We start from the raw sequence: 22517 nt of genomic DNA, 5'->3' as shown, positions 1-22517 counted from the left end.
CAGGGCCGGAGAGAGCCGAAGCGGACGGGCGGGTCAGGTGCGCCGCAGCAGGAGCTTCTGGAGTTCGCGGGCCGCTCTCGGCGGGGCCACGTCGCTGCGGTGCGCCAGGGCGATGGTGCGGCGCAGGCCCGGCCGGGCGAGGGCCGTCACCCGCAGGTCGCGGCCCGCGCGCGCCGCGACCATCGCCGGCACGACCGCGAGCCCGAGCCCGGCCCGTACGAAACCGAGCACCGCGTCCAGCTCCCCGCCCTCGACGGTGAACGCGGGCTCGAAGCCCTCCGCCCGGCAGGCCGTCACGGTCAGCTCCCGCAGGTCGTAGCCGTGCCGGAACATCACGAGCGGCTGGTCCCGCAGGTCCTTGATCCGTACGGGCCGCCGCGGGGCCGGCTCCGAGGCGGCGGATACCACGACGAGGTCCTCCGTCAGCAGCTCGACCGTCGTCAGGGCGGGCGAGGGGGTGGGCAGCGGCAGCACCACCAGGGCCAGGTCGAGCGCTCCGCGCGCCAGCTCCCGTACGAGATCGTGCGAGCCGCCCTCCTCGATGAGGAGCTCGATCCCCGGGTGCAGCTCGTGATAGGTCCGCAGCACGTCCGGGAGGAGCCCCGTGCACAGGCTCGGCGTCGCGCCGAGCCGCACCCGGCCCCGCTTGAGCCGGGCCAGTTCCTGCACCTCGATGCGGGCCGTCTCGGTGTCGGCGAGGATCCGCCGCGCGAGCGGCAGCAGGGCCTCGCCCGCGTCGGTGAGGGTGATGTTCCCCCGGGCGCGGCTGAACAGCTCCGCGCCCAGTTCCTGCTCCAGGGCCTTGATCTGCTGGGAGAGCGAGGGCTGCGAGACGTGGACGCGTTCGGCGGCCCGGGTGAAGTGCCGGGTCTCGGCCACGGCGACGAAGTAGAGGAGCTGCTGGAACTGCATGGGCCCAGCGTAGAGGACATGAATAGGGACAGCCTATCGAGATGAGCCGGACCATGTCTTGGACCTCTCGGTCCCCTCGGCCCTAGCGTCGAGGACATGGCTCTGGCACCCACGGGGGAGCGGCCGCCCGCCCGCCCGCCGTCCCCCGCACCGACCCCGTCCCGCGGATTCTGGTCGTCGACCCTCGGCAAGAAGACGGTCATGGCCGTCAGCGGGCTGATCATGCTCGGCTACCTCGTCGCCCATGTCGCCGGCAACCTCAAGGTCTTCTTCGGCCCCGAGGAGTTCAACGCCTACGGCCACTGGCTGCGGGTCATGGGCGCCCCCGTCCTGCACCACCACTGGGCCCTCTGGCTCGTCCGGATCGTGCTCCTCGCCGCCGTCGCCGCCCACGCCGTCTCCGCGTACCAGCTCAGCCGGCGCGACCTGAAGGCCCGCCCCACCCCGTACGTCCACCGCCGCAGGCGCGCCTCCTACGCCACCCGCACCATGCGCTGGGGCGGGATCATCCTCGGCCTCTTCATCGTCTGGCACCTCCTCGACCTGACCACCGGCACCGCCCACCCCGGCGGCTTCGAGGAGGGCAAGCCCTACCAGAACGTCGTCGACACCTTCTCCACCTGGTACGGCGACGTCGTCTACATCGTCGCCATGCTCGCCCTCGGCCTCCACGTCCGCCACGGCTTCTGGAGCGCCGCCCAGACCCTGGGCGTCGGCAACGCCCGCCGCGAGCGGCTCCTCAAGGCCCTCGCCAACGCCCTCGCGCTCGTCCTGACCGCGGGCTTCGTCTCCGTCCCCGTCGCCGTCATGACCGGAGTGGTGAGCTGACATGAGCTACCTCGACTACACGACCGGCGAACCCGTCGCCGACACCAAGGCCCCCGCCGGCCCCGTCGCCGACCGCTGGGACACCCGCCGCTTCGAGGCGAGGCTGGTCAACCCCGCCAACCGCCGCAAGCACCGGATCATCGTCGTCGGCACCGGCCTCGCCGGCGGCTCCGCCGGCGCCACCCTCGCCGAACAGGGCTACCAGGTCGTCCAGTTCTGCTTCCAGGACTCCCCGCGCCGCGCCCACTCCATCGCCGCCCAGGGCGGCATCAACGCCGCCAAGAACTACCGCAACGACGGCGACTCCATCCACCGCCTCTTCTACGACACCGTCAAGGGCGGCGACTTCCGGGCCCGCGAGTCCAACGTCCACCGCCTCGCCCAGATCTCCGTCGAGATCATCGACCAGTGCGTCGCCCAGGGCGTCCCCTTCGCCCGCGAGTACGGCGGACTCCTCGACACCCGCTCCTTCGGCGGCGTCCAGGTCTCCCGCACCTTCTACGCCCGCGGCCAGACCGGGCAGCAGCTCCTCCTCGGCGCCTACCAGGCGCTGTCCCGGCAGATCGCCGCCGGCAACGTCGAGATGCACGCCCGTACGGAGATGCTCGACCTGATCGTCGTCGACGGGCGGGCCCGCGGCATCGTCGCCCGCGACCTCGTCACCGGAGCGGTCTCCACCCACTACGCCGACGCGGTCGTCCTCGCCAGCGGCGGCTACGGCAACGTCTTCTACCTGTCGACGAACGCCATGAACTCCAACGCCACCGCCGTCTGGCGGGCGCACCGGCGCGGCGCGTACTTCGCCAACCCCTGCTTCACCCAGATCCACCCCACCTGCATCCCGCGCACCGGCGACCACCAGTCCAAGCTGACCCTCATGAGCGAGTCGCTGCGCAACGACGGCCGCATCTGGGTGCCCAGGGCGCAGGGCGACACCCGCCCCGCCGCCGACATCCCCGAGGACGAGCGCGACTACTACCTGGAGCGGATCTACCCCTCCTTCGGCAACCTCGTCCCCCGCGACATCGCCTCCCGCGCCGCCAAGAACGTCTGCGACGAGGGCAGGGGAGTGGGCCCCGGCGGCCAGGGCGTCTACCTGGACTTCGCCGACGCGATCAGGCGGATGGGCCGCAAGGCCGTCGAGGAGAAGTACGGCAACCTCTTCGACATGTACGAGCGGATCACCGCCGAGAACCCGTACGAGGTCCCCATGCGGATCTACCCCGCCGTGCACTACACGATGGGCGGACTCTGGGTCGACTACGACCTCCAGACCACGGTCCCCGGCCTCTTCGCCATCGGCGAGGCCAACTTCTCCGACCACGGGGCCAACAGGCTCGGCGCCTCCGCCCTCATGCAGGGCCTCGCCGACGGCTACTTCGTCCTCCCCGCCACCATCAACGACTACCTCGCCCGCCACCCGTCGAGCGAACCCCTCGACGACGACCACCCGGTGGTCCGCGACGTCCTCGCCGAGACCGAGGACCGCCTGAACCTCCTCCTCTCCGTCGACGGCGACCGCACCCCCGACTCCTTCCACCGCGAACTCGGCGAACTCATGTGGGAGCACTGCGGCATGGCCCGCACCGAGGAGGGCCTGACCAGGGCCCTGCGTCGCATCCCCGAGATCCGCGAGGAGTTCTGGCGCCGCGTCAAGGTCCCCGGCACCGGCGAGGAGTTCAACCAGTCCCTGGAGAAGGCCAACCGGATCGTCGACTACCTGGAGCTCGCCGAGCTCATGTGCCTCGACGCGCTCCACCGCGCCGAGTCCTGCGGCGGCCACTTCCGCGAGGAGTCCCAGACCCCGGACGGCGAGGCCGCCCGCCGCGACGAGGAGTTCGCGTACGCCGCGGCCTGGGAGTTCACCGGCCCGGGGCGGCCGCCCGCCCTCCACAAGGAGGCCCTCGCCTTCGAGTACGTCCACCCCACCCAGCGGAGCTACGCATGAGGATCGACCTGCGCGTCTGGCGCCAGAAGAACGGCGACACCGAGGGGGCCATGGTCACCTACGCGGTGGACGGCGTCTCACCCGACATGTCCTTCCTCGAGATGCTCGACACCCTCAACGAGGACCTCATCCTGCGCGGCGAGGACCCCGTGGCCTTCGACCACGACTGCCGCGAGGGCATCTGCGGCGCGTGCAGCCTCGTCATCAACGGCGACGCGCACGGGCCGGAGCGCACCACGACCTGCCAGCTCCACATGCGCTCCTTCCGCGACGGCGACACCATCGACGTCGAACCCTGGCGCGCGTCCGCCTTCCCCGTCGTCAAGGACCTCGTCGTCGACCGCTCCGCCTTCGACCGCGTCATCCAGGCCGGCGGCTACGTCACGGCCCCGACGGGCTCGGCCCCCGAAGCCCATGCCACACCGGTCCCGAAGGCCGACGCGGACTCCGCCTTCGAGCACGCCGAGTGCATCGGCTGCGGCGCGTGCGTGGCGGCCTGCCCGAACGGCTCGGCGATGCTCTTCACCTCCGCCAAGGTCAACCACCTGAACGTCCTGCCCCAGGGCTCCCCGGAACGCGAGACCCGGGTCCTCGACATGGTGGCGCAGATGGACGCGGAGGGCTTCGGCGGCTGCACCCTGACGGGCGAATGCGCGACGGCCTGCCCGAAGGGCATCCCGCTCCCGTCGATCGCGGCGATGAACCGGGAGTGGCTGCGGGCGCGGCGCAAGACCGGCCGCGGCTGAGGCGGGACCGAGACGACCGGGCCGGCCAGGACGACCGGGCCGGCCAGGACGACCGGGCCGCCAAGATGACCAGGACGACCGGGCCGACCGGGCCGATCCGACGGCGCGGACTCCGCCGCGCCGTCACGGGGCATTTGCCGACGTCAACGGATGATCCTCACGGAAAGGAGGAATCGGAAGGGGGTGCGCCGGGTACCCGGGCCTTCGCAGGCCGGGAGGCGCACACGGTCCGTGTCGCGCGCCGTCCACCGGGCCGCACCCGAGGGAACGAGGAGGACACGTGACCCGGCAAGAGTCGGCGCAGGCCCCGCACCGGCAGCGGGAGGAACCGGACGCGAACCGGTGGAAGGCGCTCGGCGTCTGCCTCGTGGCGGGGTTCATGACCCTCCTCGACGTGTCGATCGTGAACGTCGCGCTGCCCTCCATCCGCTCCGGGCTCGGCACCTCCGAGTCGGACCTCCAGTGGGTGCTCTCCGGGTACGCGCTCGCCTTCGGCCTCTTCCTCATCCCGGCCGGACGGCTCGGGGACGCGCGCGGCCGGCGGAGCGTCTTCATCATCGGCCTCGCGCTCTTCACGCTCGCCTCGGCCTCCTGCGGAGCGGCGCAGTCGAGCCTCTGGCTGGTGGTCTCGCGGTTGGCGCAGGGAGCGGCCGGAGGCCTCGTCTCACCGCAGATCTCCGCGCTCATCCAGCAGATGTTCCGGGGCGCCGAGCGCGGCAGGGCCTTCGGGATGTTCGGCACCGTCGTCGGGATCTCCACTGCCGTCGGCCCCCTCCTCGGCGGGCTGCTGATCCAGACGGCGGGCCCCGAGGAGGGTTGGCGCTGGGTCTTCTACGTCAACCTCCCGATCGGGATCGTGTGCCTGTTCCTCGCCCGGCGGCTGCTGCCCGACACGCCGGACGCCAAGCCGGTGCGGCTCGGCCGCCTCGACCCGGTCGGCGTGGCGCTCCTCGGCGCCGCGGTCCTCGCCCTGCTGCTGCCCTTCGTCCAGTCCCGCCAGTGGCCCGGGAACGGGAAGTACCTGCTCGTCCTCGGCGCCGCCGTGCTGCTCGCGGTCTTCGTGGCGTGGGAGCGCCACTGCGCGCGGTCGGGCAACGAGCCCCTCATCGACCTGGAACTCTTCCGCGTCCGGTCCTACTGGCTCGGCTCCCTGCTGATCCTGCTCTACTTCGCGGGCTTCACGTCGATCTTCTTCGTCAGCACGCTCTACCTCCAGAACGGGCTGCACTACACCGCGCTCCAGGCCGGACTCACCATCACCCCCTTCGCCCTGGGCTCGGGGATCGCGGCCGGGATCGGCGGCCGGCTCGTGAACCGCTTCGGCCGGCCGCTCGTGGTCCTCGGCCTGGTGATGGTGGCGATCGGCCTGGCCGGGACGGCGTTCGCGGTGCACCAGGTGCCCGGCCGGGGCGCGGGCTGGGCGATGCTCGCCCCGCTGCTCCTCGCGGGGCTCGGCAGCGGCCTGGTGATCTCCCCGAACCAGACCCTCACCCTCTCCGAGGTGCCGGTGCGCCGTGCGGGCAGCGCCGGAGGCACCCTGCAGACCGGCCAGCGGGTCGGCTCGGCGGTCGGCATCGCCGCGGTCGGTTCGGTCTTCTTCGGTCAGGTCGCCCAGGACGGCTGGGCCACCGCCTACGACCACGGCCTCCTCGTCTCGCTCGCCTTCGTCGGGGCCTCGCTCGCCGTGGCCGTCGCCGACGTGCTGGCGGGCCGCTCCGCCGCCCGCGACTGACGCCCGCGCGTCCGTACGGACACGCGGGGCCGACGGGCGACGCCCACGGGTCCGGCCCGCGTGGGGGAGCGCCTCAGGGCCGTCCGGAGAGGGCCCGGGCCAGGTACGGCGCGGTGCGGCTGTCCGCCGCCCGCGCCACCTGCTCCGGGGTTCCCGCCGCCACGATCCGCCCGCCCCGGTCGCCACCGCCCGGGCCGAGGTCGACGACCCAGTCGGCGGTGGCGACGACGTCCATGTCGTGCTCGACGACGATCACCGTGTGCCCGGCGTCCACGAGGCCGTGCAGCTGGCGCATCAGGACCTCGACGTCCGCCGGGTGCAGGCCGGTCGTCGGCTCGTCCAGGACGTAGAGGGTGTGGGCGCGGCGCGGACGCTGGAGCTCGGAGGCGAGCTTGATGCGCTGGGCCTCGCCGCCGGACAGTTCGGTGGCGGGCTGCCCGAGCCGCAGGTATCCGAGGCCGACGTCGAGCAGGGTGCGCAGGCTCCGGGCCGCGCCGGGGACGTCGTCGAAGAAGGCGGCGGCGGACTCGACGGTCAGGTCGAGGACCTCCGCGACGGTGAGGCCGCGCAGCCGCACCTGGAGGGTCTCGGGCCGGTAGCGGGCGCCGTGGCAGTCGGGGCAGGGCGCGTACGTACTGGGCAGGAAGAGCAGTTCCACCGAGACGAAGCCCTCGCCCTGGCAGGTCTCGCAGCGGCCGCCGGGCACGTTGAAGGAGAACCGTCCCGCCTTGTACCCGCGCGCCCTGGCCTCCTCGGTCTCCGTGAAGAGCTTGCGCACGACGTCGAACAGCCCCGTGTACGTGGCGAGGTTGGAGCGCGGAGTCCGGCCGATCGGGCGCTGGTCCACGGTCACCAGGCGTCCCACGCCCTCCACCTCCTCGGTCAGCGCGACGACCAGGGTCGACTTCCCCGAGCCCGAGACGCCGGTGACGGCGGTGAGGACGCCGACCGGGAAGGCGGCGTCCACCGCCCGCAGGTTGTGCCGGGTGACCGGCCCCGGGCGCAGCCAGCCCGCGGGCTCCCGCAGCGTCCGCGCGGGCGCGGGAGCACGGTCGAAGAGGAACCGCCGCGTCGCGGACGCCTCGACGCCGGCCAGCTCCTCCGGCGGGCCGCTGTGCAGCACCCGCCCGCCGTGCACGCCGGCGCGCGGGCCGACGTCCACGAGCCAGTCGGCGTGGCGCACGACGTCGAGGTGGTGCTCGACGACGAAGACCGAGTTCCCGGCGGCCTTGAGCCGGTCGAGGACCACGAGCAGGGCCTCGGTGTCGGCCGGGTGCAGTCCGGCGGAGGGCTCGTCGAGGACGTACACCACGCCGAAGAGGCCCGAACGCAGCTGGGTGGCGAGCCGCAGCCGCTGGAGCTCGCCGTTGGACAGGGTGGGCGTGGCGCGGTCCAGGCTCAGGTAGCCGAGGCCCAGTTCGGTGACCGTGCCGATCCGGGCGACGAGGTCCTCGGTGAGGACGCGCGCGGTCTCCGGGGAGTCCTCCGTCGCCGCCGCCGTCACGAGGAGGCCGGACAGGGCCGTGAGCGGCAGCGCGGCGAGCTCGGCGACGTTCCGGCCGGCGAAGGTGACCGCGAGCGCCTCGGGCCGCAGCCGGCCGCCGCCGCACGCCGGGCAGGGCGCGCTGGTGAGGAAACCCTCCGCCTTCGCGCGCAGGGACGGGCTCTTCGAGTCGGAGAAGGTCCGCAGGACGTAACGGCGGGCACTCGTGTACGTGCCCTGGTACGGGCGCTGGATGCGGTCCGCCTCCCGCACCGGGTGCACGGTGACGACCGGCTGCTCGTCGGTGAAGAGGATCCACTCCCGGTCCTTCGCGTCGAGCTCCCGCCACGGCCGGTCGACGTCGTGGCCGAGGGCGTCGAGCACGTCCCGCAGGTTCTTCCCCTGCCAGGCGCCCGGCCAGGCGGCGATCGCTCCCTGACGGATCGACAGATCCGGCTCGGGCACGAGGAGTTCCTCGCTGGTGTCGTGGACGAGCCCGAGGCCGTGACACGAAGGGCAGGCGCCCGCCGCCGTGTTGGGGGAGAAGGCGTCGGAGTCGAGCCGCTCGGCCCCCTCCGGATAGCGCCCGGCCCGGGAGAGCAGCATCCGCAGGGAGTTGGAGAGGGTGGTCACCGTTCCCACGGAGGACCGGGCGTTCGGCGAGGACCGGCGCTGCTCCAGGGAGACCGCCGGCGGCAGCCCGGTGATCTCGCCCACCGCGGGCGCGCCCACCTGGTGGATCAACCGCCGCGCGTACGGGGCCACCGACTCGAAGTAGCGGCGCTGGGCCTCGGCGTAGATCGTCCCGAAGGCCAGCGACGACTTGCCGGAGCCGGAGACCCCGGTGAACACGACGAGCGCGTCGCGCGGGACGTCGACGTCGACCCCGTCGAGGTTGTGCTCACGGGCGTCCCGGACACGGACGTAGGGATCGTGGGGGGTGTCGTGCATGGAGGCGACCCTATCGAATGGTCCGCGTTTGCCCCGGTGGCTCCCCTGGCGGCCCTCTTTCGGCGGTTCCTCCGGTGGCTCCCGGGGCTCGACGGCTCCTGCGCTCCGCCCGCTCCAGCGCCTCCGCCTCGGGGCGGCCGGAAGGCGGCGCGGTACGTGCCGACGGCCGCTCGCGGCCGCTTCACGTTCCCCGGTCGGCGGACTCCTCGCTCTCGGTGGTCACCCGTGCCCCTCGGAAGAGCACCGGGAGCCACAGGAGACATGCCAGCAGGGGGACCGCGGCGTAGGCGGCCATGCCCAGGCTGGAGCCCAGCCCGTCCATGAGCGTGCCGAGGACGAGATAGCCGGTGCCGATGAGCGCCGACTCCACGAACGCGATCATCGACAGCAGGCTCGCCCGATGGCGCGACGGCACGGCCTCGTTGAACAGGTTGTCCACGAGCACGGCGGTGATCTCGGGAATCCCGACCAGGGCCAGGAACGCGGCGATGGTGACCCAGACGAGGCCCAGGCCGCTCAGGCCGAGTGCCGCGGCGAGCGCCAGGAGGGACACCGGGACGACGACCCGGTGTCCGATGCGCCGGTCCGCGCGGTCCGACAGCAGCGGGGTGAGCCCGCCGGCGAAGAATCCCGCCGATATGACGACGCTGACCAACGCGGTGCCCGCTCCCTGATCGGAGAGGGTCTTCTGCGTGAAGATGATGTACGGCGTCAAGGTCGCATGCATCAATCCCGACACCACGACAAGCGTGACGAGCGCCGGCGTGGCGACCCGGAGCATCGCCCGCCATGCCGTGGCGTCGCCGTGCTCCCCGGCTCCGTCCTGCTCGTCCACCGCGTCCGCGCCGCGGATCTCGGGCACCCGTGCCATCAGCACCACCACGGCCAGGACGAGGCACGACGCCGAACCGACGTAGACGATTCCCCAGGAAAACCGCTGCAGTTGGCCGCCGAGGACGATGGCGGCTCCCGACGTGACCGTTCCGAGCATGGTGAACCGGGACTTGATCCTGACGTAGCCGGCCGTCGCACCACGGCGCACGAGCAGGTCGTACAACAGGGCGGTGTCCGAGCCGGAGACGCACGCCATGCCCACGCCCTGGCCGATGAACAGCGTCAGGAACACCCAGTAGGAGGACGACGTCATCTGGCCGAGCAGGCATCCGGCGATCAGCATCTGGCCGATCACGACGCCCGCACGCCTGCCGATGCGGTCGGCGATGACTCCCGTCGGCAACTCCGCAAGCCCGCTGACCAGGTAGAGCAGCGTCTGCAGGAGGGCCACCTGCCCCGCGGAGAAGCCTCGTTGCTGAAGGAAGAGGACGAACACGCCGCGCTGGAAAAGCGAGTTGGCGAGCACGGCGTACACGAAGAACGGGCGCGTGACACCTCGTGCCGCATCGTCGACCGCGACCGACCCGCCGAGGGACTCCGTGGTGCCGGTCATGCCGCGGGCTCCCTGATGGCTCCGGTGATCATCGCTGTCGGGCCTCCGCCGTCGACCGGACCCTCCCGTGCGTGCTTCGCACAGGGTATCGGCCCGGCGGCCCCCGGGGTGCGTCGGCGTCCGCTGTCGGCCGTCGCCCCCCGCCGTCCTGGAACCGCCCTGAAAAACGCCCGGAACGGACACCGGAGGCCTGGCGCGGACACCCGTCGAAACGCGTCGCCGTCGCGCACGCGAGCGGCACCGGGGAGACGGAAGTCCTTCGCCGTACCGTAGGCGTGAATATCCGGCAGATTTTTGCTCGGATGTGCGGTGACCTCCAATAATTCCGCGTTCCCGGGACGGGGAGGCACAAACAGGGAATCACGCCACGTGACGACGTTCTCGACGGTTTGGCCGATTCACCGCAGTCAGCGGCTGAAACAGCGTGCAAGAGCCCGTGATCCCGCGGAAGTCGGGTGCGCAGGGTAGTCGATGTCCTCGCTTGACATGCGGCCCCCGATTCTCCATACAGTGGGGGTGCTGAAAGATTCCGGCCCGCAACGCCGAGGAACAGTGCGCCCCGAATTCGCATTTTCCCTCGGGTGAGACATCTCCCTGAGGGCTCCTGACTCCCCTGTGGTGTGGAGGAAGCGTGGCCCATTCACCCATCAGTATTCTGTCCCAGGTCGATTTCAACGGGCAGTCATTGTCCGAAGAACTCCTGTCCAGGACGTTCCATCAGCTCATGGACGAGCACGGCTACGTGCTCATGTGCAACGTTCCCGAAGAATTCGACCCCGTGCGGTTCTGCCGGGGACTCGGGAGTTTCGTACCGAACTACACGGGCGCCGTGGTCGGTGACGTCCGACCCGAGCCGGGCATGGACGACGTCTACCACGCGGGCAACACCCGCCCCCTGACCCCGCATTCGGAGGGCTACGACTTCGCGGTCACCCCGCCCCGCTTCATCGCCCTGTGGTGCATCACCCCGGCGTCCGGCCCGGGCGGCGAGACGACCCTGATGGACACCCGGCCCCTGGTGGCCGCCCTCAGCGACGTCGAGCGGAAGCAACTGCTCGAGACGGACTACGCGTGGAAGACCACCGAGGGCGTCCAGCGGCTGGGGCTCGACCTCAAGACCCGCCACCCGATCCTCGAGGAACGCTCCGGACGCGACATCGTCCGGTTCAGCTGCAACAACCTCATCCGTGAGGACGACGATTTCGCGGCCGAACTGCAGACTCGCTGGCACGCCGCGTTCGACCGCGAACACGTCGCCGTCGCCTACCACGAACGGGACATGCTGATCTGGGACAACTGGCGCCTCCTGCACGCCCGCAACGCCTTCAGCGACCGCAGCCGACACCTGCGACGCATCCAGATCGCCGGCTGACCACCTCCAGGAGGAGCCCCATGCACCGCACCATGCTGCACAGCAAGATCCACAGGGCCACGGTCACCCAGGCGGACCTGCACTACGTCGGATCGGTCACCATCGACCGCGCCCTCATGGACGCCGCCGACCTCCTGCCCGGGGAGCAGGTCGACATCGTCGACATCGACAACGGAAACCGGCTCACCACGTACGTGATCGAAGGAGAACGCGACAGCGGCGTCATCGGCATCAACGGCGCGGCCGCCCGGCTGATGTCGCCGGGCGACCTGGTCATCATCATCGGGTACCAGACGGTGGCCGACGAGGACGCCCGCAAGGCGCAGGCACACGTGGTGTTCGTCGACGACCGCAACCGTCCCCTCTCCGTCGGCTCCGATCCGGCCGAGGTACCGGACCTGGCCGAAGCCATCCCCCTGGTCCGGGGCGACGTGGTGGAAGGAGCCCGCCGATGAGCACCACCCTGCCCGCCTCGCAGACCCTCACGACCGCCGACTCCCGGTGCCCGCACGCACTGACCCGTTACGACGCCGAGTTACGCGCCGTCCTCGCCGCCGCGGGGGACGCGCCCGCCTCCGGCGGCACGGACACCGGCGGCTTCGCCCCGGCCTGGGAGCTGCCGGCCCCCGGCGAGGACCTGAAGCGCTTCTTCGCCCCCTCCGGCATCAGCGCCCACGGCCTGGCCGACGCGACGGACGCCGACGGCCACCGGATCGGCCTGCTCAACCTGATGCACAACCCGCGCACCCGGACGACCAAGACGTTCGCCTCCCTGGTGATCGTCGCGCGAGCGGTGGCACACATCCGGCGCACCGGCGAACCCGTCCTGATCGTGACCCCGTCCAGCGCCAACAAGGCCACCGCGCTGCGCGACGCGGTGCTGCGGGCCCACGAGTCCGCACTGGCCACCCCCGAGCAGCTGCGCATCGTCTGCGTGGTCCCGTCCGGCTCGACCGCCAAACTCTGGCACGGCGACCTGGCCCAGGACGAGGCGTCCCGCACGGCGCACCCGCTGGCGGTCCTGCGCACCGACCGGCCCGGTGACGTCAAACGACTCGCCGGCGCGGTGGTCGAGCAGGAGGCGGAGGAGCTGTACAAGGACCGGGGCATCCGCCTGTGGCACTCCCTGGACCTGCGCAACTACATGGTCGCCGACGCCGTCCGCGCGCTGTTCGAGCGCGACTTCCTGCCCGCGGGCGAGCGCACCCACGCGCACTCGGTCTCCAGTGCCTTCGGACTGCTGGGACACTTCCACGGCCAGCAGTGGCACACCGGGAGGCAATGGCCGGACACCGGGGGCCAGTACTTCCTGGTGCAGCACCTGGGGACGCCCGACATGGTGGCCAGTCTCCATCACGGCCGCTTCGACCACCGCCCCACCTGGACCTCCCGCGACGGCCTGTTCCACCAGGACCAGGATCCGCACTTCCCCCGGGTCGCCCACGACCCCGACGAGCAGCTCGACGCCACCTTCTACACGCGCACACCGGCCACGTCCCCGAGGATGAACGAGATCATCCACCGGCAGGGCGGCGGCGGAGTGGTCGTCTCCCTCATGGAGTGCCTGCGGCACTACCCGCGCATCCGCCGGATGCTGGCCCCGTGCGACGTCCACCTCCCCGCCGACCCCCGCGACCTGCGGGAGTGGTCCCTGGTCATGGCCCTCACCGGCGTGCTGAACGGCATCGACCGCGGCCTGATCGGCACCGAGGAGGTCCTCGTCCACGGTTCGGGCTCCTACGGCGCCGCCGACTTCCGCAACGCCGACCCCGGCCACCTGCGACACATCGCCTCCCTGGACGACCTGCGCCAGGTGGTCCGCGCCGCCGCCGTCTGAGATCGCGCGCCGGCGATCCCACCCCATGACCGGGAGTCCTCCGTGTCCGCTGCCTCCGCCCCGACCCAGTCACCCCGTCCCGCCGTCGCCCCGGCCCCGCCCCCCGCGGGAGGCGGCCGGGGCGCCGGACCCGCCGCCGTCCACGCCCGCCTGGCGTACGCGTGGAACAACAGTCCCCGGCCGGCCCTGCGCACACTGCGGGGTCTGCACGACAGCGCCCGCCGGTCCGTCCCCGTGACGGTGTCCCGGGTCGAACCGGGCGCGGACCACCTCAGCATCGCCTACCTGGGGCTTCCCCAGGGCCGGGCGAACATCCTGCAACTCCTCGAACACCAGCGTTCCCGTACGAGTCCGGGCCCCGTGCACCACGAGAGGAGCCACACGCGCCTGCGGGACCTGGCCGCCGGCCACTGGCCCGACGCCGACCTGGTGGTGGTGGGCGCCCAAGCCCGCCGGCTGGGGCGGCTCCCGACCGCCGCGGCCCTGACCGCGCCGTTCCGGGTCCACCTCGTCGTGGACGTGCCGCCGAGCGCCGAAGAACTCGACCGGCGCATATCGCGTCGCGAGCGGTGGGAGTTCCGCCGCAACCAGCGAGAGCACCACTGGGCCCTGGAGGAGGACTCCTCCCCGGAGGCGTTCGACTTCTTCTACCGGACCATGCACGCGCCGACGATGCGCCGCCGCCACGGCGACCGCAGCCGAACGGAGAACCCGGCCGTCGCCCGGCACGCCATCCTGCGCCGGGGGACCCTGATGTTCGTCACCTCTGCCGGAGAACGCGTCGCCGGCGTGCTGTGCCACTGGTCGAAGGACCGCGACACCCTCACCACCCGGCTGCTCGGGGTCCGCGACGGGGACCGGAGACACTACGACGAAGGCGCGTTCAAGGCCGTCTACCACCTGCTGCTGAGGTGGGCCCGTGAACACCACGTCGGCCACGTGGACTTCTTCGGGACGGAGGCGTTCCTCAGCAAGGGCATCTTCCAGTGGAAGCGCAAGTTCGGCCCCCGCGTGGTCCTGCCGCCCAACCACTTCTCCGACAAGCGCATCCGGCTCCACGTCCGCCGGGACACGCCGCGGGTGCGCGACTTCCTCGTCGCCAACCCCCTCCTCGGCCTGGAAGCCGGCCCCGACGGCCCCGTGCTGGTGCCCACCTACTTCACCGACTCCGCCAGGCCACCGCGCACGGACATCAGCGCCCGCTGCCCCGGTCTGCCCGAGCCCCGCCTCATCGACCTGGACGCCTTCCTCACCGGCGTCACCGCGGCACCCCGGGAGCGGACATGAGCCCACCGCTCGTGGCCGTCGCCGGCACCGGCGCGTTCGCGGCCGCCCTGGTCCGTGCGCTGGCCCGCCACCCCCACCCGTCGCGGCTGCACGTCCTGAGCCGGGACGCCGACCGCGCCCGCGACCTGGCCGACCTCGCGGGCGACCACGCCTTCCTCGCCGGTCGCCCCACCCCGTGCACCGCCGACCGGTTGGACCTCCACGACCCGGAAGGGCTGCGCCGCCTCCTGGCGGCGCTGCGTCCCGCCGTCCTGGTGGTGGCCGGATCCGAACAGTCCCCGGCCGAAGGACGCACCCGCCCCTCCGCCTGGACCGACCTGCTGGGCCGGTCCGGATTCGGCCTCACCCTGCCCCTGCAGAGCACCGTGATCGCGACCCTGGCCGCCGCCTGCGCGCAGGCCAGTCCCGACACCACCGTCGTCAACGCCTGTTTTCCCGACGCCGTCAACCCCCTGCTGCACGCCGGGGGACTGCCGGTGGCCTGCGGCCTCGGCAACGTCGCCACCCTGAGCTGCGCCCTGTCCGCCCGACTGGCCCTTCCCGACCAGCGGCGCCTGCACCTGCTCGCCCACCACGCCCACCTGCACGCCCCGTCCGAACCGGACGACGACGCCCGGGGCTGGCTCGACGGGACCCCGATGACGGACCTGCGCTCCCTGCTGGCCCCGGTGCGGTCGAGGCCGCGCCCCCACCTCAACGAGGTCGGTGCCGCCGCCGGCGCCGCCGCCGTCGCCGCCCTGGCCGGGAGCGGCCCTCCCCACATCGGCCACCTCCCGGGACCCCACGGGCTGCCCGGCGGCTATCCGGTGACGGTCGACCGGGCCGAGGTGCGACTGCGCCTGCCCGAAGGGGTCTCACGCGAGCGGGCGGTGGCGTGGAACCTGCGCCGCGCCGCACTCGACGGAGTGGTGGTCGACACCGACGGAACCGTCCGGACCACTCCCGCGGCCCTGACGGCCCTCAGGGACCACTGGCCCGACGCCCCCGACGGCTACGGTCCCGCCGACCTGGAAGCCGTACGCGACCGGCTGCTGCGCCTGCGCGCCCACCTGCGGACCCTGCCCGCCCTCCCACCCGCGGGAAGCACCCGCCGTGATCACCCGCCCACCGCCCCGTCCCACCCCCTCCCCGCCGCCCCGTGACGGCGACGCCCCCTTTGTCCGCAGGCAGCCGAGGAGAACCGCATGACCACCGCAGACAAGTACCTCATGGGAGCCGCCGCCGGCGAGCTCGACCGCATGCTTTTCCAGGGCGAGATGTTCCGGCCGGAGGCCGAACGCCTCCTGGACCGCTGCGGGCCCGGCCCCGGCGGGCGCGCCGTCGACGTGGGCTGCGGGCCCCTGGGCATCCTGGACATGCTCTCGGAGCGGGTCGGGCCCGGTGGCGAAGTGGTGGGACTGGACGTGCAGCCCGAAATGCTCGACCTCGCGCGACGACTCGTCGCCGAACGGAAACTGGACAACGTCCGCCTGGTCGAGGCGGACGCCGCCGCCACCACGGAGGAGGCGGGCCGCTTCGACTTCGTCCACACCCGCCTGGTCCTGATGAACGTCCCGCATTCCGACGCCGTGCTGTCCTCCATGGTGGCCCTGGCCCGCCCCGGCGGCACCGTCGCGGTCCAGGACGTCGACTGGGTCACCCGCGTCTGCGATCCGCCCCACCCCGCCTGGACCGAGGTCGTCGACCTCGTCGCCGAGTTGTGGCGGCTGAACGGCATGGACGTCCACCTCGGCCGCCGCCTGCCGTGCCTCCTGCGCGAGGCGGGGCTCACCGATGTGGCGGTGGACGCCGGGATCCGGGTGTTCCAGTACGACCACCCCTACCAGATGCTCGTCGTGGACCGCGCCGAACTGTGCCGCGACGCCCTCGTCGAGCGCGGCCTGATCAACCACGGCGAACTCGACCGGCTCACCGGCGAGCTGCGCGAACACCTCGCGCGGCCCGACACCGTCGTCGTGCACCCCGTCCTCTTCCAGGCGTGGGGCCGGGTCCCCGGTGGTCCGGAGGAGGTACCCCCGCCGGGAAGTCGATGCGACCGGCGGCCGGCAGGACAGGCATGACGGAGCGGCCGCGCCCGACCCCGGCCGGGGCCACGGCCGCGGGACGCACACATCGCACAGAGGGGGGAACGGAGTGGACGAGCAGCGCATCGTGCGGCGGCTCCTGGCCGGCCAGGGCGTGAACGGATTCGGGGACGGGCTGTGGTTCAGCATCTGGGCCATCTACCTCACCCAGATCCGGCACATCCCGGCAGGGAGCATGGGCTTGGCGATGGGCATCGGCGGTCTCGTGGGACTGCTCGCCGCCGTCCCCATCGGCGTCGCGGCCGAACGCCGCGGCCCGCGCGAGGTGCTGTGCACGGTCATCGTCCTGCGCGGCCTGGTCATGGTCGCGTACGTGTTCGTCGGCGGGTTCTGGTCCCTGCTCGCGGTGACCACCGTGTTCTCCGCCGTGCAGAGCTCCGGCGTCGGCGTCCGCGTCACCCTGGTCCACGGGCTGATGCCCGCCGACGACCGGGTCAGGGTGCTCGCACTGGGCCGCGTGGTCCAGCACATCGCCTACGCCGCCGGAGCGGGCGGTGCCGTGCTCGTCCTGGCCGGCGAGGAACCGGCCGTCTTCGTCACCGCCGTCCTCGTGGACGCCCTCGCCCTCCTCCTCACCGCCGCACTGACGATGACCGTCCCCGCGGTCGCGCCGGTGCCACGGGAACGGCGCCGCTCCGGCACCCAGGCGCTGCGCGACCTGCCGTACGTGGCGATCATGAGCACCACGGCGCTCCTGTCCCTGTGCTGGGCCCTGCTCGCCACCGGCCTCCCCCTGTGGATCGCCCGGGGCACGCGCGCGCCGCTGTGGACGGCCGGCCTGGCGGTGGTGGTCAGCTCCGTGGCCATCGCCCTCTTCCAGGTGCGGGTCAGCCGGCGCGCCGTGAGGATCCCCGAGGCGGTCCGGGCGAGCCGCGTCTCGGCCCTGGCGCTCGCCGCCTGCTGCGCGATCTTCGCGGCCGCCGCCTGGACCAGGTCCCCGTTCCTCGCCACCTGCGTCATCATCGCGGGCATGGGCGCCCACGTGGTGGGGGAGCTCTACTACGTCTCCTCGCGCTGGGGACTTTCCCTAGGGCTGATGGCCAAGAACGCCGAGGGGCAGTACCAGGGGGTCGCGGCCAGCACCGAAGCGGCGGCCGTCGCGATGGGGCCCGCCCTCGTCACCTCGCTGGTCACCGGCCTGAGCCAAGCCGGCTGGATGATCCTGGCCGCCCTGTTCGTCCTCTCCGCGGCGCCGGTGGGAATCCTCGCCCGCAGAGCCGCACGGAACCCCTTCCGCGTCGAGGCGGCCGAACGCCCTCCGCAGGGCGTCATGCCGTGAAGCACCCCTCCACCGGACCGACCGCGTCACCCGTCGGGCGAGATTCCACCTCACGCGATCAGGGAAGGGGCGGCACATGTTCCCCGACTTCACGCTAGAGAACGTCGACATCGGCGAGGTCGAGATCCGCGTCCGCCACGGCGGGCGCGGGCCCGCCGTCCTCCTCGTCCACGGACATCCGCGCACCCACACCACCTGGCACCGGGTGGCACCGCTGCTCGCCCAGGAGTACACGGTCGTCTGTCCCGACCTCCGCGGCTACGGCCAGTCCTCCAAACCCCCCACCGACGACGACCACAAGCCCTACTCCAAGCGACGCATGGCCGCGGACTGCCTCGCACTCATGAGATCCCTGGGACACGAGACGTTCCACGTGGTCGGACACGACCGGGGCGGTTACGTCGCCACCCGCCTGGCACTGGACCACCCGTCGGCCGTCACCCACCTGACCGCACTGGACGTCGTCCCCATCGGCGAGGCCCTCGCCCGCTGCGACGCCAACTTCGCCACCCGGTGGTGGCACTGGTTCTTCCGCGCCCAACCCAGCCCCGGTCCGGAAACGGTCATCGGCAGCAACCTCAGCCAGTGGTACCCGGAGACTCCGGAGGACATGGGACAGGAATCCTGGGAGGACCTCCAGCGCGCGCTCGGCGATCCGCAGACCGTCCACGCCATGTGCGAGGACTATCGGGCCGGCCTGGGCATCGACCGCCGACACGACGACGAGGACCGCGCGGCCGGACGACGCGTGCGGTGTCCCACGCTGATGCTGTGGGGCACGAAGAGCGATCTCCCCCTGCTGTACCGGGACATCGGGGCCGTCTGGCAGAACTGGGCCGGAGGCGGACTGACCGTCAAGGGCATCGAAAGCGATCACCACATCGCCGAGGAGGCTCCCGAGGAACTGGCCGAGGAACTGCGGAAGGCCTGGGCGGAAGTGAGGGCGACGAGTTAGGCGGTGTCCTGCCGGTCGGGCCGCGAGTGCCGGCGCGCCGATCGCCGGACAGGGGGCCGGACGCGGAGCGGCTGCTTCCGGGCCGGGCCGACCACGATCGAACGCCCGGCTGAAGATTGACCGGTTCCGGCAGGTCTCGGACGGACGTCTTCCGGTGGATTCTGTAGCTCCGCGCAATCCCGGCGATTCGTAGGAGGAACCGCATGCCCGTCATGTCCGCCACCCGTACCGACGAGATCGTCACCGCCTGGCTCCAGGGCGCCGAGACGGCCTTCGGCGCCGACAACCCGGCCGGCCCGCTCTACGTGGGCGGCGCGGCCGGAGAGGCCGCGCTGACCGACGCCACCGAGGCGCTGCTCACCGGATGCAGCAGCTGTACCGGTTCGTGGCACAGCTACTGCTGCTGACGCACCGCCGCACGGCACCGCACGCGCCACCCGGGGAGCCCCACGGGCTCCCCGGCCCGTGCCACGCCCCCCGGCTCCGCACGACGCCGCTCCGGCACGGCGCGGCACGTCCGGCTCCGTACGACGCCGCTCCGGCACGGCACGGCACGGCACAGTACGGCCCGGCACGGCACCGCTCCGCGCGACGGCACCCGGACGCGCCCGGCCCGCGGCGACGCGCCACCACCTCAGGCCAGACCACGCGCACCAGCCGTCAGGAGAGGACTCACCATGGTGAAACCGGTGGCAGCGGCCCGCCCGGCCGACGGAGCGCCGCCCGAGGGCTGGTTCGCGGCACCGGTGGACGCCTTCGCGGCCCCGCTGTTCGCGGAGCTGGGAGACCGGATCCCCGGGATCGCCGGACTGGCCGCCGACGAGCGGGCGGTACTGCGCGAGGCGACCCGCGAGGCCCTCGGCCGCACCCTCCAGCTCCGGCTCAACCGGGTGCTCCTGCTGGAACTGAGGGCCGCCGCCCTGGCCGGCGAACTGCCCGGTGCGGACTCGGCCGCCCGCTGGGGCGCCTTCCTCCGGCACGCCTCCGCCCCCGGATTCGCCGAGACCCTGCACCGGCGGTACCCGTCGCTGCGCGAACGGGCCTTCGCCTCCGGGCGCCTCCTGATCGAGGGCGCGCTGGAACTGGGCACACGGCTCGCCGCGGACCGGGAGGCCGTCGCCGGCCTGCTCGGCGGCGATCCGGGCCCCCTGCGCGCCCTGGAGCTCGCCCGCGGGGACACGCACCACGGAGGGCGGGCGGTGGCCCGGGTGCTCTTCGAGACGGGCAGCGTCATGTACAAGCCGCGGCCGGTGGAGGTGGACGCCGCGCTGCGCTCCTTCGTCGCCGCCGTCCCCGGCGCCGAGGACCTGGGCGTGCCGAGGGCGGTGGTCCGGGACGGCTACGGCTGGGCCGAACACCTCGGCCACCGCTACTGCCGGGACGAGGCGGAACTCGCCCGCTTCTACCGCGCCCTGGGCGGATGGCTGGCGGTGATGCGCCTCCTCGGCGGGACCGACCTGCACGCCGAGAACCTGGTGGCCCACGGTCCGGTGCCCGCCGTGGTCGACACCGAGGCCCTGTTCACGCCCGATGTCGAGGTCCCGCCGAGCGGGCGCGGCGACGCCGTGGACCGGGCGGCCCGGACGATCCGCAACACCGTGCTGCGCACCGGCATCCTGCCGCTCCGCACCGACGGCTACGCCCTCGCCGGGGTGGACCTCTCGGCCGCGGGCGGTCTGCCCGGCCAGCAGCCGCAGATCCGGGTCCCGGTCATCGCGGACGGAGGGCTGGACACCGCCCGGATGGAGATCGGCGTGGTGGACCTGCCTCCGGCCCGCAACCACCCCAGCCCCGAGCCGGTGCTGATCCGCCACTGGGACCAGGTGCTGACCGGCTTCGACGGGATCACCGGGGCGCTGGCGGAACTCGACGCGGCCGGTGAACTCGGCACCCTGATGAAGGCCTTCGCCGGGTGCCGGGTCCGCAGGATCCGACGGCCCACGCAGACGTACACGGACGTCGGTCGGATGCTCTGGCACCCGGCCTCGCTGCACGACCCCGACACCGCCCTGGCGCGGGCCCGCGACGTCCTCCGCCGCAACGCCCTCGCCGCCCCGGGCGCGCCCCGCGACCCCGCGGTGATCGACCGGGAGATCGCGGACCTGCTGATCGGTGACGTCCCCGTGTTCGACGACCGGGTGGACGGACAGCGGCCGGCCGCCTTCCTGACCGGGTGGCGGCGGGCGGACCTCACCCGTGAGCGGGACACCATCCGCAGCGCACTGGTCGGTGCCTATCTGAACGAACGGCAGCTCCCCGACCGGGTACGGACGCCCGCCCGGTCTCTGAGCGCCGAGGACCCGGACCGGCGCCGTCGGGCACTGGCGGCCGCGGCCGCGGAGACGATCTGCGCGGCGGCCGTGCGCGGTGCCGACGCCACCGCGACCTGGATCAGCCCGGTGCTCACGGACTACGGCTGGGCTGTCCGCCCGCTCGGCGCGGACCTCTACACCGGTCAGGGCGGCGTCGCCCTCGCCCTCGCGGAGTACCTGCGGGAGCAGCGGGCAGGACGGGCCGACCCGGTGGCCGGCGTCGAGTCCGTGCTGTCCGGTGCGCTGGAGGTGCTGGCCGCCACCGAGGACACCACGCCGACCCGCCGGATCGGCGGATTCACCGGGCTCGCCTCGCAGGTGTGGACCTGGGCGGCCCTCCACCGTGTCCTCGGGACGCCCGGACCGCTCGACCGGGCCCGCGCCAGGGCCGAGCTGCTGACCCCGGAGCTCATCGCCGAGGACCGGGCGCTCGACGTGCTCGGTGGTGCGGCCGGGGTGATCGTCCCCTTGCTCGACCTCGCCGAACTCACCGGCGGGGAACGCTGGATGGAGGTCGCGGCCGACGCAGGACGACGGCTGGAACGGACCGCGGTCGTCGACGACCGCGGAGCACGATGGTCCACGGTGATGTTCCCGGAGGGCATCGGCGGATTCGCCCATGGCGCCACCGGCGCCGGCTGGGCCCTCACCAGGCTCGCCCTCTCCGCCGCCGGGAGCGCGGCCGACCGGCGTCGGTGGTACGAACTGGGCTCGCTGGCCCACGACTTCGAGGAGTCCCTGTACTCGCCCGGGAAACGGGCCTGGGCCGACGCGCGGGTCGGAGGGGAGATCGACCACCCCACCGCGTGGTGTCACGGCAGCACGGGCATAGGCCTGGCCGCCGTCGACCTCCACGAGCGGACCGGCGACCCGCGCCATCTGGACACCGCGCTCCGCTCGGGGCCGGCCGGTCTGCGCGAGGGCTTCGGCTGGAGCCACACCCTCTGCCACGGCGACCTCGGGCTCTGGGAGATCCTCCACCGTCTGCGCGGCCTGAAGGGGTACGAGGGGCCGTCCGCCGCGGAGGCAGCCGCGGAGCTGCTCACCGGCATCGAGCAGCGCGGCCCGGTCGGCGGCCTCGCCAAGGAGGCGTTCGCACCGGGGCTGCTCCCGGGCCTGTCCGGGGTGGTCCACCAGCTCCTGCGGATGCACCCGGAGGCCCGACTGAGCTCTCCGCTCCTCCTGGCCCTCCCCCCAGGGCCGGGCCCGGCCGGCGCTTCCCACGGGAAGCAGCCGTAGGGCGACCGGCGGGCCGCCCCGCGATCGCGCCGCTCGTACGGCTGCCGCTCCCGACCGGCCCGTCTCCTCGTCCCGGACCGTGACGTGGGCCACCCTTCGGATCAT

General features: G+C 72.9%; 17 protein-coding genes. 14 read left to right on the top strand and 3 right to left on the bottom strand.

Annotation, left to right across the window (positions count from 1 at the left end; all coding sequences use genetic code 11):
- Positions 1-33: 33 nt before the first annotated feature.
- Positions 34-912, bottom strand: coding sequence for a LysR family transcriptional regulator (locus ACZ66Z_RS05195; protein ID WP_469932629.1), 879 nt, complete (start codon positions 910-912; stop codon positions 34-36).
- A gap of 201 nt (positions 913-1113) precedes the next feature.
- Between ACZ66Z_RS05195 and ACZ66Z_RS05190 the strand changes: the two genes are divergently transcribed.
- The 4 genes from ACZ66Z_RS05190 (at position 1114) to ACZ66Z_RS05175 (ending at position 6166) form a co-directional block, all read left to right on the top strand.
- On the top strand, positions 1114-1740 hold the full coding sequence (locus ACZ66Z_RS05190) for a succinate dehydrogenase (protein WP_469932739.1): 627 nt from the start codon (positions 1114-1116) through the stop codon (positions 1738-1740).
- A gap of 1 nt (position 1741) precedes the next feature.
- A complete protein-coding gene (locus ACZ66Z_RS05185) occupies positions 1742-3688 on the top strand; it encodes a fumarate reductase/succinate dehydrogenase flavoprotein subunit (protein WP_469932628.1) in 1947 nt (648 codons plus the stop codon).
- Positions 3685-4434, top strand: coding sequence for a succinate dehydrogenase/fumarate reductase iron-sulfur subunit (locus ACZ66Z_RS05180; protein WP_469932627.1), 750 nt, complete (start codon positions 3685-3687; stop codon positions 4432-4434). The genes ACZ66Z_RS05185 and ACZ66Z_RS05180 overlap by 4 nt, the downstream gene beginning before the upstream one ends.
- Positions 4435-4714: 280 nt before the next feature.
- Positions 4715-6166, top strand: a complete 1452-nt coding sequence (locus ACZ66Z_RS05175) for an MFS transporter (RefSeq protein WP_469932626.1) — start codon at positions 4715-4717, stop codon at positions 6164-6166.
- A 73-nt stretch (positions 6167-6239) separates the two neighbouring features.
- Here ACZ66Z_RS05175 and ACZ66Z_RS05170 read toward each other — a convergent pair whose 3' ends face one another.
- Positions 6240-8600, bottom strand: coding sequence for an ATP-binding cassette domain-containing protein (locus ACZ66Z_RS05170; protein ID WP_469932625.1), 2361 nt, complete (start codon positions 8598-8600; stop codon positions 6240-6242).
- Positions 8601-8781: 181 nt separating this feature from the next.
- Positions 8782-10047, bottom strand: coding sequence for an MFS transporter (locus tag ACZ66Z_RS05165; protein ID WP_469932624.1), 1266 nt, complete (start codon positions 10045-10047; stop codon positions 8782-8784).
- A gap of 631 nt (positions 10048-10678) precedes the next feature.
- On the opposite strand from ACZ66Z_RS05165, the gene ACZ66Z_RS05160 reads away from it, so the two are divergent.
- From ACZ66Z_RS05160 to ACZ66Z_RS05115, 10 genes are all read left to right on the top strand, one after another.
- On the top strand, positions 10679-11419 hold the full coding sequence (locus ACZ66Z_RS05160) for a TauD/TfdA dioxygenase family protein (protein WP_469932623.1): 741 nt from the start codon (positions 10679-10681) through the stop codon (positions 11417-11419).
- A 20-nt stretch (positions 11420-11439) separates the two neighbouring features.
- Positions 11440-11874: an aspartate 1-decarboxylase gene (gene panD / locus ACZ66Z_RS05155; RefSeq protein ID WP_469932622.1), complete on the top strand. Its 435-nt coding sequence runs from the start codon at positions 11440-11442 to the stop codon at positions 11872-11874.
- Complete coding sequence (locus tag ACZ66Z_RS05150; protein ID WP_469932621.1) at positions 11871-13256, top strand: DUF6002 family protein; 1386 nt, start codon at positions 11871-11873, stop codon at positions 13254-13256. Before panD ends, ACZ66Z_RS05150 begins: the two co-directional genes overlap by 4 nt.
- A gap of 42 nt (positions 13257-13298) precedes the next feature.
- Positions 13299-14543 (top strand): hypothetical protein, encoded by a 1245-nt coding sequence (locus ACZ66Z_RS05145; protein WP_469932620.1) that lies wholly within the window; start codon positions 13299-13301, stop codon positions 14541-14543.
- Complete coding sequence (locus ACZ66Z_RS05140) at positions 14540-15685, top strand: hypothetical protein (RefSeq protein ID WP_469932619.1); 1146 nt, start codon at positions 14540-14542, stop codon at positions 15683-15685. The genes ACZ66Z_RS05145 and ACZ66Z_RS05140 overlap by 4 nt, the downstream gene beginning before the upstream one ends.
- Before the next feature lie 42 nt (positions 15686-15727).
- Positions 15728-16603 (top strand): methyltransferase domain-containing protein, encoded by an 876-nt coding sequence (locus ACZ66Z_RS05135; RefSeq protein WP_469932618.1) that lies wholly within the window; start codon positions 15728-15730, stop codon positions 16601-16603.
- 73 nt (positions 16604-16676) lie between these two features.
- On the top strand, positions 16677-17906 hold the full coding sequence (locus ACZ66Z_RS05130; RefSeq protein WP_469932617.1) for an MFS transporter: 1230 nt from the start codon (positions 16677-16679) through the stop codon (positions 17904-17906).
- Positions 17907-17982: 76 nt separating this feature from the next.
- Positions 17983-18861, top strand: a complete 879-nt coding sequence (locus ACZ66Z_RS05125; protein ID WP_469932616.1) for an alpha/beta fold hydrolase — start codon at positions 17983-17985, stop codon at positions 18859-18861.
- Positions 18862-19064: 203 nt separating this feature from the next.
- Positions 19065-19268: a DUF6229 family protein gene (locus ACZ66Z_RS05120; protein WP_123456731.1), complete on the top strand. Its 204-nt coding sequence runs from the start codon at positions 19065-19067 to the stop codon at positions 19266-19268.
- A gap of 270 nt (positions 19269-19538) precedes the next feature.
- Positions 19539-22412, top strand: coding sequence for a type 2 lanthipeptide synthetase LanM family protein (locus ACZ66Z_RS05115; protein ID WP_469932615.1), 2874 nt, complete (start codon positions 19539-19541; stop codon positions 22410-22412).
- The last annotated feature ends 105 nt before the right edge of the window (positions 22413-22517 follow it).

The organism is Streptomyces sp. NPDC107498 (assembly GCF_055582805.1).
The sequence above is the reverse complement of the archived record's forward strand: the minus strand, read 5'-3'. Positions and strand labels throughout refer to the sequence as shown.